The following is a 12,693-nucleotide window of genomic DNA, read 5'->3' as shown; positions in this document are numbered from 1 at the left end:
GAAAGGATTCGGCTAACGTTCTTCGCCCTGTGCGCTCAGCAGCAGCGCACAGGGCGGTTGGGCATCGTCTCCAGCCACGCCACCCAGCGCGACACCTCGCGGGCGTTGGCCTGACAGAGAGTCGCGAGAATCTGATGGCACCAGGCCGGTAGATCAGGTGCCAGGCGGTAGTGCACCCACTGGCCACGCCGCTGACTGGTCAGCAGGCCAGCATCTCTCAGCTGGGCGAGATGCCGCGAGACCTTGGGTTGGGAGATGGGCATGGCGCGCTGTTCCAACAGCCAGATGAGCTCGCAGACACACAACTCTTCCATCTGAGCCAACAGCTGCACGACGGTCAGGCGAGTATCCTCGGCAAGGCACTTGAAGACCTGCAAAGGTGTCAGGCAGGCCGCCATGCCGCCCACCCCATCAATAGCGTCATGGGTTGACGGTTTCATGGCGATGTCCTCGCGTATGCCTGAGCCATCTTGATCCCCTCCCGATTCCCTCTCACCGGCACCTGACGCATGGCAAGGCAGGTTGCCTGCCAGCCGGCTGAAGCGCGGTGATATATGAAATATCATATATATGTTTTTCCATATATCAAGTGACACATGCATGAAAGTTGGATGACAGCCGGTGCGTGAATCAATGGCAGCGATGGACAGCGAGTGAAGGGTAAATGGAGGGCGAATGAAGCACGTTCAGAGTGTCGCTTGGCTCGGTGTAGCAGCGGATAGGTGGCCACACCCTCGCCACTGTTGCGCAAACGGCACGCATATGTTGCCTGGCCTCAAAAGCGAATGCGCTTGCGAACAAAAGTCGAGCAGCGTTAGTGTGTGCCCATCAAGCACACCAAGTGCCCTTTTGAATCACGCATCCCTCGTGATGCACAGGAGAGACAAATGGCGGATTTCGCACAAGTCGTCGATAGCAACTACACCCAGGAAGTCATCGAGAGCGAGCAGCCGGTACTGGTCAAGTTCTGGGCACCGTGGTGCGGCCCGTGCAAGATGCTCGACCCGATCGTCGAATCCATCGCCGAAGAACAGGGTGATGCTCTCAAGGTCGTTGCCATCAATGTCGATGATGCACCGGACCTCGCCGCCCAGAATGGCGTCCGCGGACTGCCAACCATCGCGCTGTTCAAGTCCGGCGAGAAGCTCGAAGCCCTGACCGGTGTCCAGCCGAAGGAAAACTTCGATGCCATGATCTCGCGTCACGCCTGATCGAATCGGCCGCTGGCCGCAAGGCACAGACGCTGCAATGAAAAAAACGCCCTCCATGAGGGCGTTTTTTTGGTCTGCACGGTGCTTTAGGTTACTCTATACCCATGATTTTTCAGGAAATTATCGTCATCGAGAAATCCCTGACTTCAAGATATCGCTCATCGCGACAGTAACACCAGCATTATCACGACAAGGAAACATTGATGCCCGACCCCGTCCGTTCGCCCCGACATCTGGGCATGATCGCCCTGCTTACTGGCCTGCTGACGGGCTGTGCCAACGGCCATACGACGCTGCCGGCCACCACCTCAGCGCTCAAGGCCGGGCCTGCCTACGGTGAGATGCGCTCTGTCGCCGTCATGCAGATTCGCCCCGGCAATGTGGCAGTGACGCCCAATGGACAGGTCTTCGCCACCATCCACCCGATGGATGGGGACCACGATGTGCAGCTGGTCGAGATCACCGGCCAGAACAGCTACCGCGCCTGGCCCTCCCCCGCCTTGCAGACGCATGCTGGCCGCTACAGCGACGCCAACATCGATTCCCCGCTGGGCATCTACCAGGATGGCCAAGGCGGGCTTTGGATCACCGACATGGGGCTGCATCTGGGCAAGACCCGCCTGTGGGGCTTCGATATTGCCTCGGGCAAGCTGATCACCAAGCTGACTTTGCCGGCGAATATCGCCCCCGAGGGTAGCTTCGTGCAGGACCTGGCGGTGGACCGCAGCCGTGGCGTGGCCTATCTGGCAGACATCGCCAATCCGGGCTTGATCACCGTTGACCTGGAGAGCGGCGAGGCCACCCGCTTCGGCGAGCATCCGGCGCTTGAGGCAGAACCCGGTGCCAAGCTCAAGATCAATGGCAAGGACATCCAGTTCAATGGCAAGCCTGCCAAGGTCGGCGTCGACCCGATCACGCTGTCCGGTGATGGCGAGACAATCTTCTTCGGCGCCATGACCGGCCACAGCTGGTATAGCGTACCGGCCAGACTGCTGCGCGAAGGCGCCGATCACGCCACCATCGCCGCTGCCATCACGCGCGTCGGCGACAAGCCCGTTTCCGATGGCGCGGATACCGCCGGGGGCATCCACTACTTCACCAACCTCAATCAGCATGGGCTGGATGTACTGGGCGCCGATGGCAAACTGACGCCGCTGGTGCGCGATGAGCGTCTCGACTGGCCGGATGGCGTGCGCATGGCAGCCGACGGCTGGCTCTATGTCACCGTCAACCAGCTCGACAGCACGCCGCCCTTCAATGACGGCAAGGACAGCGGCCAGGCGCCATACCGTATCTTCAAGGTCTGGCCGGTCGATAATTGAGACGGCTATAAAGAGGTCCATCGAGTCGACCCTCTGAACGACAACGCCCGCATTCCTTGGTCAGGAATGCGGGCGTTGTCGTTTCTCATCCTGTTGAAACCCTGCTGGACACTTGCAGGAGGACTGAACAATACTGACGACAAACAAACGTTTGAATTTGCACTGACCAGCAGCGTGTCAAGACAGCCTAATGACAAGCCCAGCCCAAAATAAAAAAGAGACCAGATCGCCATGACCGAACGCTTGCCGGATACCTGCCCCGCTACTGCCAGTGCGCTTTCAACAGCGCCACAGAATCACGACACGGCACAACACCCCGCCCGCTCAAATGGTGAACACGAGTACGAGATTGCGGCGGCAGACGGCTATCGCCTCGCGGCGAGCGTGCATGAGCCTGACCTGCATCGCGCCAGCGTAAAGGGCGTCGTCCTTCTCCACCCCGCCACTGGCGTGCCGCAGTCCATCTATCGCGCCTTCGCGCAGGCGCTGGCCAGCCGCGGCTTCCAAGTGGTGCGCTACGACTATCGCGGCATCGGCCGCTCGGCGCCTCCCACACTGCGTGGCTTCGCCGCCAGCATGTCCACCTGGATCGATCAGGATGTCGAGGGCGTGACCCGCTGGGCCGCACAGCGCTGGCCAGAGTTGCCGCTTCTGGCAGTGGGCCACAGCATCGGTGGTCACGCCGTGGGCCTGAGTGACTCGAGCCGCCTGCTGAGTGCCGCGGCGCTGGTGGCCTCCCACGCAGGCTGCCTGCATTTCATCAAGCCGCTTGGCGAGCGCCTTCGGGTCACGGCCCTGCTCAAGGTGATCGGTCCACTGACATCGCGCACCCTGGGCTATGTGCCGGGGCGGCGACTCGGCATCGGCGAGAACCTGCCCCGCGGCGTCGCCCTTGAGTGGAGTCGCTGGACCAGCCTGCCACGCTACTTCTTCGATGATCCTTCCATGCAGGCCGAGCGCCGTTTCGCCAGAGTCACCCAGCCGTTGCTGGTATTGGGCTTTGACGATGACCCTTGGGCGACGGCCCCCGGCATTGATCTGCTGACCGGCTATTTCACGCAAGCCACATTGGAGCGCCATCAGATCGACCCACGCCAACACGCTACGGGGCCCATCGGGCATATGGGGTTCTTTCGCCGCCAGCATCGAGACAGCCACTGGCCGCTGATGATCGACTGGCTGGAACGCCAGGCAGCAGCCGCTCGGAAGGAATGAAGCCGCCAATGCGAGTTCCATGGCCGCAATACGCAAGACGGCAGCCCGAGGGCTGCCGCTGTCATGCTGTCGTCGTCATTCTGCCGTTGTCGTACTGTCGCTGTCTGTCTGCAAGACACCACATCAATCGGGCTGTCGGAATATCACGAACTCGTGCTCACATTGCGGGCATTGCCCCGAGTAGACCGCCCCGGACTTGCTCAGGCGTACGCTGTGATGCTCGCAGGCCGGACAGCCCTGCTTGAGTGATGTATTGGCGTTGCAGACCCGACATTTGACGTAATAGCCGTAGGGGCCGTAACGCCCCAGCAGTGCATCTTTTTCCTGACATTTCTGGCACTGGACTCGCACTTCCGGTGGCGCTTGCGTGGTGGCGGAAGCCTTCAGGCGTGCGGTGATTCTGTCGAGATGCTCGCTCAACTGTGGCGAGGCCAGACACGCTTCAGGCATTGGCGACCCGACAGGTGCCTCGGCTGACGGCGCTGATGTTTCGGCTCCGGATTCGGCTTTGGGCAGAGCGACGCTCTCGGCGCTTGCCTTCACCTCATTGACTGCCGCAGCAGCGGGGATGGCAACTGCCACTGCATTCGAATCGCCTCCCTGCCTCTTTTTACAGCGTTCCTGGCGGCCGCGCTCCTGTTCGCCACGCCCATTGCTGCCAAGAAAATTGTCGCCAATGCCATTGCCGCCATGAGTACTGTAGCCCGCGCCGTTGTTACCGAGATCTTTGTTAGCGAGGTCTTTGTTGGCGAGGGCTTTGCTGTCAGATTCGCGGATACTACCCTCATTGACCGCCCATCGACTCGCGGTACTGTCAGCGGCGTCTGGTGTCTTCGCTGCCGGCTGCGGGCGACGGCTCACCTCGCGACGAACGCTCTCGACGGCATGCGCGCGACGCGAACGAGCGTCCTGCTTGAGCAGGAACTCGCTGACACGTTCAAGCTCATCCTTGGTGAACTCCGGACGCGTATCGAACAGCAAGGCACGCTTGACCATCGAGCGCGCCCCGATCAGACCACTGACCTGCTCGTGGAGAAACTCCGGCTTCACCACCTGAGCCGAGACCCCCTTGGCCATATCGTCACGGTGCACGATGGCATTGCTTGAGACGGCGCACAGCACTTTCCATTGTCGACCGGCAAAGCCGCCTTGCAGCCCCAGGGTCTTGTTCATCAAACGAGCGCGATGCTCGATCAACAGGCGCTTGAGAATATCCTGCTGCAATTCCGCCTGACGCAGTGGTGACTTGAGCCCAGACCAATTGCCCCGATAGCTGCGCTGCCATTCACCTGCCGCATTGACCCTGACTTCACCAGTGATGCTTTTCGACTCGATGATGATGAAGCCGAAGGGATGCATGACCAGATGATCGATCTGGGCATTCTCTTCACCATGTTTCAGTCGCAGATCATTGAAGATCACGACCTCGGGGTCGTCCCCGAAGGCACGCCGTAGATGGAAGGCCACATCCTCTTCCTGGCGGTGACCATATCTGGCGCGCTCATCGTCGCCACTGTAGGCCTCTTTTTCCTTGGCTATCATCTGCTCGTCCCTGAAGCGCTGATTACATCCTTCTCAGCCCAATATATCGCTATTGCCCGTAAAATACGCCATGCAACATGCGTCAATAAACAGATTTCATCAAGAGATTATAAACTTTATTTAAATCAGCCCGACTTCACTGCCATGCTTCAGGTGCGGGATAATCGTTAAAACTCTGTGCCAGGACAAATCAGCGCCCCTTTATCCGCTGTTGTCAGGGCAAGTCTGGGGCGCCAGACATCAGCCACTCACAGCGTCAGGCGGGTGGCGAGAAACTCGACGAAGGCGCTGATGCGTGGCGACAGCGTGCTGTTGCGGTAATAGACCGCCTGGATCTGCTCGCGGGGATTGGGACTCTGGACCTGCCCGGGCAACACTTCCACCAGAGCGCCGGTCTTGAGATCATTGCCCAGCATGAAGCGCGAGATCAGGGCGATACCATGTCCCGCCAGGCACAGCTGACGCATGACTTCGCCACTGGTGGTCGGCAGATGAGGGGTCGTGTCGAAGCCCTGTGCGGCACCCTTGAGCGGCCAGCGATTGAGACGACTGGGGGGCAGGAACCCCAGCAGCTGATGGGCCTGCAGCGCCGCGACACTGGACGGCACGCCATGCTCGGCCAGATAGGCAGGGCTTGCGACCAGATGCAGCGTGGAGCGGCCCAGTACCTTGGCGTGCAGCGTGGAGTCATCCAGCTCGCCGATGCGGATGGCCACATCGGTACGCTGTTCCAGCAGATTGATGATGTCATCGGCCGCTGACAGCTCCAGCGCGATGCCGGGATAGCAACGGGAGAACTCCGCGACCAGCGGCACCAGTTGATGCAGCACGAAGGGGCTCGCGGCATCGACGCGCAGCCGCCCGCTGGGCTGATCGCGCTGCTGCAACAGAGCCTCTTCGGCACTGCCGAGCAGCAACAAGCCCTCGCGCACGCGCTCGACGAAGCCGCGCCCCTCATCGGTCAGTGCCACGCTGCGTGTGGTGCGATTCAGCAGCGGCGTTTCCAGCTCACCCTCCAGGCGCTGGATGGCCCGCGATACCTTGGCCACCGGAATGTTCAACCGATTGGCGGCGGCGCTGAAGCCCCCGCTATCCACCACGGCCAGTAGCAACTCGAGGTCATCCGAACGGCTGCGCATGCTGTGATCTCCTTGAAAGTGCAAGATGCATGGTCCCATGCATCTTTGCAGAAATCACAATAATCATCCGCATCAGGATCGCTTTTGCAATATTGCTTGCCGATAAAATCACCCAGCAAAAGGATCGCCTAGAACCCGCCACGCCGACGCTCTCCGGGGCGCAACATCCTGACGCGTGCCTTGGGCGTGCGCCGCGGCAATGAAGGTGGCGCAGGAGGCGTCTCCAACTGATCAGAAGGGGGAACATCGCTGGTGCCGATCGAGCCGCCCAGCGTCGTCGCGAATTCCGAGCACCGAGAAGGCTTGTCCTCGATTGGTGCGTGCGAATTCCCACCTTTCTCAGCCGCCGTACCATCGACCCTATCCTCAGATGCCGAGCCATTGCCCTCTCCTCCCGATAAGGATGGGCCATGCCCATGACCTGCGGGCTGCGAAGCCAGTGGAGGAGGCGAAATGATCACCCAGGCAAAGGTCGGCAAGGTCAAATGCCAATAGATCGCCGGCAGGCGAATCGCCAGTATCAGCACGATGGCAGCGCCGGTGGCCCACGCCAGGCCAACGCCAGCCTCGAGAAGCGCGATATAGAGAATGCCACCCGCCAGCGACGCGGAGGCATAGATTTCCTGACGCAGCACCATCGGTACACGACGTGCGAGCACATCGCGGATCATGCCACCCGCCACGCCGCTCATGGTGCCCATCAGGACGGCCACGATGCCATCCACGCCCAGCATGCGCGCCTTGTGTGCGCCCAACACCGTAAACAGCGCCAACCCGAAGGCATCGGTGACCGGTAGGAAAACCCGCGTCAGGCGATGGATATAATGAAAGCCGAGCGTCGCCACCAGCACCGTCAACAGGATGACCCACAGATAGATCGGCTGCTCGACCCAGAACACCGGGCCGATCCCCAGCACGAGATCACGCAGCGTACCACCGCCGATACCGGTCACGGCACCCAGTACCAGCATGCCGATCGGGTCCATGCGTGAACGGCACGCCACGACGACACCGGTCAGGGCAAAGATCATCACACCGGCCAGGTCGAGCCAGGTTATCCAGTTCATTCTCGTGAAGCCTCCTGCAGTGCGCTGGCGTGCGCATGAAACAATGGCGTATATGCTTGTCGCGAACCGTGATGGCCTCTTCTGCCAAGTCGTCTGCTGCGATGGCGTTTCGGCGCAGCGGCGCGATCATACTCCCTTTGGCGGCTTTTTTTGCGCCCTCATGTCATCCGCGCCACCTTCAGGGAGCGCAGGATGGTGGGCCGCTTCAGGGCGAGACCTGACCACGGCGGGCGGTCGCGCTGGGCGGCTCCCCGAATCGCTGACGATAGGCACGCGAGAAGTGCGCCAGATGCGCGAACCCGACGCCGAGGGCCGCCTGGGAAACGCTGCGACTGCTGTCGGCCAATACACACCGCGCATGATCCAGGCGCATGCCGAGATAGCGCTGCTTGGGCGTTTCCTCAAAATGCGCCATGAACAGACGCGTCAACTGGCGCTGGGATTGGCCGACCAGACGGCAGATGTCGGGGATCGAGAGCACCTGGGCAAGATTGGCCTCCATCACGGCCAGCGCCTTGACCACACTACGTGGCAGCGAATCGTCTCGAGTGCTGACCGCAGCAGGCGTGGCCAGATGTCCGCGCTGATGCACCAGCTGCCACCCGACGGCGTCCGCCAGCGACGGCCCGTACAGAAACTCGATCCACGCCAGCATCATGTCGATACTGGCCGCGCCGCCAGACCCCGTCAGCCGCTCGCCCTGCCATTCATAGTCGGCCTGACTGATCTCGAGTTGAGGAAATTCCTCGCGAAAGGCCGGCACGCTCTCCCAATGCAGGGCGACCCGATGACCGGCGAGCACCCCGGCGCGCGCCAGAATGAAGGGAGCGGTGTCCAAGCCTCCCAACCAGGCGCCGTGGGCTGCCAGATGACGAATCACGCCACGCGCCTGGCTGCCGACGCTGACTTCCGGCCCGTAGGATGACACCACCATCAAGCGCGTCTGCGCCCCACCCTGGCCACCCGACGACGGCTCATCGACCAGAGACGACAAGGCACCATCGACGTCGATGCGTACGCCATTGCTGGCCACGACAGCCTCGCCATCACTGGACAGCAGGCGCCAGGCGAACAGCGGCCGTCCGAAGCGATTGGCGACCCGTAGCGGTTCCAGCAGACAAAACAACGTCAACATCGAGAAGCGCGGCACCAACCAGACATTCAGCGTGTGCTCGGCGGCCCCCGGCGCCAGCAGCGGCGGTGAATCCGGGCGCGGATACGGCGCAGAGAGAGACTCCGACGCCGACGCTCGAGGAAGCATGAGGAATGGCGCGGGCTGTTCTGAAAGCCCGGAGGATTCAGAGGGGGCGGACTGCGGTTCAGACATGAGGCAAATTTCATCAACCTGTGGCCATTTTCCTCAACCTTACCCGTGTCATGCATTCGAGGTAAGTGGCACAGGGTTGAGACAGGTCACACCGGATGAAACATGATGCTGTACCCCGCTCACAGGCAGGGTGCAGCAACAGGCGTTCGATCATTCCCCGTCACTATCGCGAAATGCAGTTGCGATGCTCAGCCGTGCTTCTCTGCTGCGGCCTCAATCGTGATCCCAGGTGTTGATCATCGCGCCGAGTGATTCGAGGTCTCGAGGCCACCTGAACGTGGCAATACCTGTTCAGTTTCGAAGTCATCTGGATTGGGAGGCGCTACCTCCTGCATCTGTCGCGCGGATTGCAACAGGATGACGCCCACCAGAATGATCGCCATTGCCAGCAGGTCGAGTCCGCGGATGGGCTCTCCTATCAGCAGCACACCGATGATGACGGCGACCACCGGAGGCAGGTAGGTTACACCAGAGGCCTTGATGGCGCCAAGTTCGCCGACGATGAAGTAATAAAGCACATAGGCCACGCCGGTTCCCAACACCCCGAGGCCGATTACCAGCCCGGTCAAGGCAACGCCGTCGTTGCTCAGCGCCAGGATACCCTCAAGATCAATGACAGCGAGCAGCAGCAGAGTGGCTATCCCAGTCTGATAAGTAGCCAGGGCCAGCGAAGGGATCGCCAACGGCATCACGAAGCGCTTGGCATAGACGAATGACAAGCCGACACACAACGCGCCGCCAAGCATGGCAGCCACGCCCGCCAACGAGACATCCGCCTGCAGCCCCTGCCATGGGCGGGCAATCAACGCGATACCGATGATGCCGAGCAAGGTGGCGGTGATCGAACGTGCATTGATCGGCTCGTTGCGCAGGAACAGGGCCGCCGCCACGAAGGTGAAGAGCGGAATGGCGCCGCTGAGCATGCCCGCGACACTCGACAGCAATACCGAACTGCCATAGGCGAATGCCAGGTAGTACAGCGCCGTCGCCAACAGCGCCATGACAACGAAGTGATGTAGATGGCGCCAGTGCGCCCGGTGCAGGACGCCTTGGCAGGCAGCATAAAGGGCCAAGGGGATGAAGCCTGCCACGACACGCAGCAGTGTCACCTGACCCGGGGTGATCCACTCCGCTGCCCATTTCATGAACAGGAAGTTGCTGCCCCAGATGATACCGAGCGCCAGAAAGGCAAGATGTGCCGAGAATCGTGAGCGAGGCATGGGGGACTCCTTGTGGCGAGGATACTTGGGGAGCCAACCACATGGCACCCCTGGCGATAGCGCCATGTGGGGGGCGATAGCGTCATGTGAGGCCGGCGGCACCATGTTTGGCCGGCGGCACCATGTTTGGCCGATAGCGCCATGTTCGGCTGTGCTCCGCGTCGCGACAAGCGTGCATTATTTGCATTACCGTGTAGAAAATCTTCACTCTCATCTCATTAGGCGACACTCGTGGTGCGCCGGCTTCACGCTCGGATAGCGTGCTGGTGCCGAAGGGGTATCGTCGCCCTCGGCCGGCCAAGCGCCCATGGCGCTTAACATGAGCCTGAACATGAGCACGCCCCTGAACATGAGCAAGAACCTGAACACGAAACTGCGCCTGGGCGCGCTGCCGGCCTTTGATGCAGCAGCGCGCCATCTCAACTTTCGCCGCGCGGCGCAAGAGCTGTCGCTCACCCAGAGCGCCGTGGCGCAGCGTGTACGCGAGCTGGAAACACAGCTCGGGATAAAGCTTTTCCATCGTCTCCCGCGTGGTCTGGCATTGACTCACGCGGGCCAGCGCTTCCATGAGCAGATCGCCCTGGCGCTGGGCAATATCGATAAGGCCGTGCGCGATGTCATCCATGACCCCGCTGACACCACCCTGTCATTGAGCGTCCCCCCCTCCTTTGCCGCCAAGTGGCTGATGCCCCGTCTGGCAAGCTTTCGCCACGCACATCCCGAATGGCAACTGCGGGTACATGCAAGCGAGGGCCTTTCGAATCTGCATCAGGACGGGGTCGATCTCGCCATCCGCCAGGGCTATGGCCAGCATGACGCCGGACTCAAGGCAATATGGTTGACGGGGCTTGAGCGTATCGCCGTTTGCAGTCCCGGCTATCGGGAACAGCTGGGCGAGCGACTGGATAGGCTCGATATGCGCGGGTGCGTATTGATCGAGGACAGCCATCAGGGGTGGCATACCTTTGCGGCGCACTTCTCGGGCCTGGAGAAGGCCGATCGCCTCTGGGTCAATCACACCAGTCTCGCGATCGATGCCGCTCTGGCGGATCAGGGTATCGCGCTGACACCGCGCCTGATGGCGGCGGAAGGCATCGCGAAGGGGCAACTGGTCACCCTGTGTGGCCTGCCGGATCAGGGCCAGGGATTCCATCTGGTCTACCCCGGCGCACGGGCGCATCAGGCAGAGCAGATCATGCTGCCGTGGCTTCGCCAGCAGCTGGGGCTGTCACACAAGACGTGAGCGAACACCCCCTTGGGCGCTCGACCCAGACTCCACAACGACACAACGACACAACGACATCACCACATCACCACGACGCTAGCCGGCGAAGGCTCGGCCCAGCGCTTGCTGATTCTGCTGAGCAAACAGCTCGCAGCGATCTCGCCCCGAGGCCTTGGCACGATAAAGCGCCTCATCCGCCTGCTTCAGGATGGTCTCGAAGCTGCAGTTCTGGCCGGTGCCTGTGGCAGAAACCCCGATACTGACGGTGGCAATATCGTGGCGTGAATTCCCCGCGTGCGAAAGCGCCAGGTCGCGAACATGGCGGCAAATCTCTTCTGCGCGAGCCAGTGCCTGCTGCGATGTACAAAATGGAAGTAGCACCACGAACTCCTCACCCCCGAAACGCGCCACGATATCGACATCAGGGTGCACACTTTCAGAGATGGCCGTCGCGATACGCTTGAGGCACTGGTCCCCTTTCACGTGGCCGTAGTGGTCGTTGTAGGCCTTGAAATGGTCGACATCGATCATGGCCACAGCGCACTGGAGTCGACTGCCGGCCTGCTTGCCGGGCAGGGAGTTCACGAGACTGTCGAAGTGACGCCGGTTATAGACTTCGGTCAAGGGGTCGATCGATGCCAGACGCCGAAACTCTTCACTCTTTTCAGTGAACTCCTCGACCCTGAGCTGCTCGCGTAGCAGCAACAGGTAGGCAAGACGCTCGGCCTTTTCGCTGCGTAGATTGGCAATGATCGAAAACAGAGTAATGGAAAAGAACACCATGAAGGCCATCAAGCCCGCCGAATCGGAAGGCGTGGGATGCGTGGTAACCAGATACAGCATCACGCTGAAATGAAAGATCGAGGAGCACAGGGCATACCAGAAGCGCAGCTGAAACAGGACATTGCCCACCAGCACGATAAGACCGAGTGCGAACAGGTCGAGGAAGGAATGCGCAGAGGCTGACACCTGAAGCAACAAGGCAGTCAAAATCATCGCGAGGCAGATGAGCCCAGTCATCAACATCTCACGCATAATCGGTGAAACGCCACGCTTGAGCACGTATAGGCCGAACAAGGTGATGGGTGTCATGACCCCGACGCGAATGACGATGGCTTGTAGTGGCACAGTGAATCTGGCCACCTGACTTTGAGTGTATGATGGCTCACAGAGACAATCAGGTGCAGATGATGACGAAGAAGAGAACTTTTAGCCCGGAATTTCGCTTGGAAGCGGCCCAGCTCGTGGTCGACCAGGGCTACACGCTGAAGGCGGCGTGTGAGGCCATGGGGGTTGGAAAATCCACCATGGAGTATTGGGTTCGCAGGCTTCGCGCTGAGCGGGCAGGCAAGGCGCCGCTGAAAGGTGAGGCTCTGACGCCGGAACAGCGTGAGATCCAGGAACTGAAGCGCAAGCTGCGGCGAG

The 12,693-nt window shown here is 60.9% G+C and carries 11 protein-coding genes and 1 pseudogene; 5 read left to right on the top strand and 7 right to left on the bottom strand.

Annotated elements, in window-relative coordinates:
* Positions 1–35: 35 nt before the first annotated feature.
* On the bottom strand, positions 36–386 hold the full coding sequence (locus MKZ40_RS07475; protein ID WP_342357201.1) for a metalloregulator ArsR/SmtB family transcription factor: 351 nt from the start codon (positions 384–386) through the stop codon (positions 36–38).
* A 501-nt stretch (positions 387–887) separates the two neighbouring features.
* On the opposite strand from MKZ40_RS07475, the gene trxA reads away from it, so the two are divergent.
* The 3 genes from trxA to MKZ40_RS07460 all read left to right on the top strand — a co-directional run bounded on the left by trxA (position 888) and on the right by MKZ40_RS07460 (position 3,748).
* Complete coding sequence (gene trxA, locus MKZ40_RS07470) at positions 888–1,211, top strand: thioredoxin (protein WP_054557199.1); 324 nt, start codon at positions 888–890, stop codon at positions 1,209–1,211.
* 203 nt (positions 1,212–1,414) lie between these two features.
* The gene (locus MKZ40_RS07465) at positions 1,415–2,533 is read left to right on the top strand and encodes an L-dopachrome tautomerase-related protein (RefSeq protein WP_175090096.1); all 1,119 of its coding nucleotides are present in this window, start codon (positions 1,415–1,417) and stop codon (positions 2,531–2,533) included.
* Positions 2,534–2,764: 231 nt separating this feature from the next.
* A complete protein-coding gene (locus MKZ40_RS07460; protein WP_175090095.1) occupies positions 2,765–3,748 on the top strand; it encodes an alpha/beta fold hydrolase in 984 nt (327 codons plus the stop codon).
* 123 nt (positions 3,749–3,871) lie between these two features.
* Here the strand turns inward: MKZ40_RS07460 and MKZ40_RS07455 are convergent, their stop codons facing one another.
* The 5 genes and pseudogenes from MKZ40_RS07455 to MKZ40_RS07435 form a co-directional block, all read right to left on the bottom strand.
* Positions 3,872–5,290 carry a nuclease-related domain-containing protein gene (locus MKZ40_RS07455; protein WP_175090094.1) on the bottom strand — a complete coding sequence of 473 codons (1,419 nt, stop codon included), beginning with the start codon at positions 5,288–5,290 and terminating at the stop codon, positions 3,872–3,874.
* 248 nt (positions 5,291–5,538) lie between these two features.
* Positions 5,539–6,429, bottom strand: a complete 891-nt coding sequence (locus MKZ40_RS07450; protein ID WP_175090093.1) for a LysR family transcriptional regulator — start codon at positions 6,427–6,429, stop codon at positions 5,539–5,541.
* Positions 6,430–6,872: 443 nt separating this feature from the next.
* A pseudogene (locus MKZ40_RS07445) lies at positions 6,873–7,496 on the bottom strand (trimeric intracellular cation channel family protein); the annotation flags it as partial.
* A gap of 205 nt (positions 7,497–7,701) precedes the next feature.
* A complete protein-coding gene (locus MKZ40_RS07440; protein WP_175090153.1) occupies positions 7,702–8,757 on the bottom strand; it encodes a helix-turn-helix domain-containing protein in 1,056 nt (351 codons plus the stop codon).
* A gap of 302 nt (positions 8,758–9,059) precedes the next feature.
* Complete coding sequence (locus MKZ40_RS07435; RefSeq protein WP_175090091.1) at positions 9,060–10,043, bottom strand: DMT family transporter; 984 nt, start codon at positions 10,041–10,043, stop codon at positions 9,060–9,062.
* A 331-nt stretch (positions 10,044–10,374) separates the two neighbouring features.
* Here MKZ40_RS07435 and MKZ40_RS07430 point away from each other — a divergent pair, with 331 nt between their 5' ends.
* A complete protein-coding gene (locus tag MKZ40_RS07430) occupies positions 10,375–11,286 on the top strand; it encodes a LysR substrate-binding domain-containing protein (RefSeq protein WP_175090090.1) in 912 nt (303 codons plus the stop codon).
* Positions 11,287–11,364: 78 nt separating this feature from the next.
* Here MKZ40_RS07430 and MKZ40_RS07425 read toward each other — a convergent pair whose 3' ends face one another.
* A complete protein-coding gene (locus MKZ40_RS07425; protein ID WP_282627826.1) occupies positions 11,365–12,330 on the bottom strand; it encodes a GGDEF domain-containing protein in 966 nt (321 codons plus the stop codon).
* Positions 12,331–12,458: 128 nt separating this feature from the next.
* On the opposite strand from MKZ40_RS07425, the gene MKZ40_RS07420 reads away from it, so the two are divergent.
* Positions 12,459–12,693, top strand: a 235-nt coding sequence (locus tag MKZ40_RS07420; protein WP_282627825.1) for a transposase, incomplete at its 3' end; no start/stop codon positions are given.

Origin of the sequence: Cobetia sp. BMC6 (genome assembly GCF_029991385.1) — a bacterium.
Classification (GTDB): domain Bacteria; phylum Pseudomonadota; class Gammaproteobacteria; order Pseudomonadales; family Halomonadaceae; genus Cobetia.
Note: the sequence above shows the minus strand (reverse complement) of the source record. Positions and strands in the feature narration are given on the sequence as shown.

What these genes read in the sequence shown, in the direction of transcription:
- MKZ40_RS07450 (WP_175090093.1), bottom strand. Translation starts at nt 6,429, where the DNA reads ATGCGCAGCCGTTCGGATGACCTCGAGTTGCTACTGGCCGTGGTGGAT.
- MKZ40_RS07440 (WP_175090153.1), bottom strand. Translation starts at nt 8,757, where the DNA reads ATGCTTCCTCGAGCGTCGGCGTCGGAGTCTCTCTCTGCGCCGTATCCG.
- trxA (WP_054557199.1), top strand. Translation starts at nt 888, where the DNA reads ATGGCGGATTTCGCACAAGTCGTCGATAGCAACTACACCCAGGAAGTC.
- MKZ40_RS07430 (WP_175090090.1), top strand. Translation starts at nt 10,375, where the DNA reads ATGAGCACGCCCCTGAACATGAGCAAGAACCTGAACACGAAACTGCGC.
- MKZ40_RS07435 (WP_175090091.1), bottom strand. Translation starts at nt 10,043, where the DNA reads ATGCCTCGCTCACGATTCTCGGCACATCTTGCCTTTCTGGCGCTCGGT.
- MKZ40_RS07455 (WP_175090094.1), bottom strand. Translation starts at nt 5,290, where the DNA reads ATGATAGCCAAGGAAAAAGAGGCCTACAGTGGCGACGATGAGCGCGCC.
- MKZ40_RS07460 (WP_175090095.1), top strand. Translation starts at nt 2,765, where the DNA reads ATGACCGAACGCTTGCCGGATACCTGCCCCGCTACTGCCAGTGCGCTT.
- MKZ40_RS07465 (WP_175090096.1), top strand. Translation starts at nt 1,415, where the DNA reads ATGCCCGACCCCGTCCGTTCGCCCCGACATCTGGGCATGATCGCCCTG.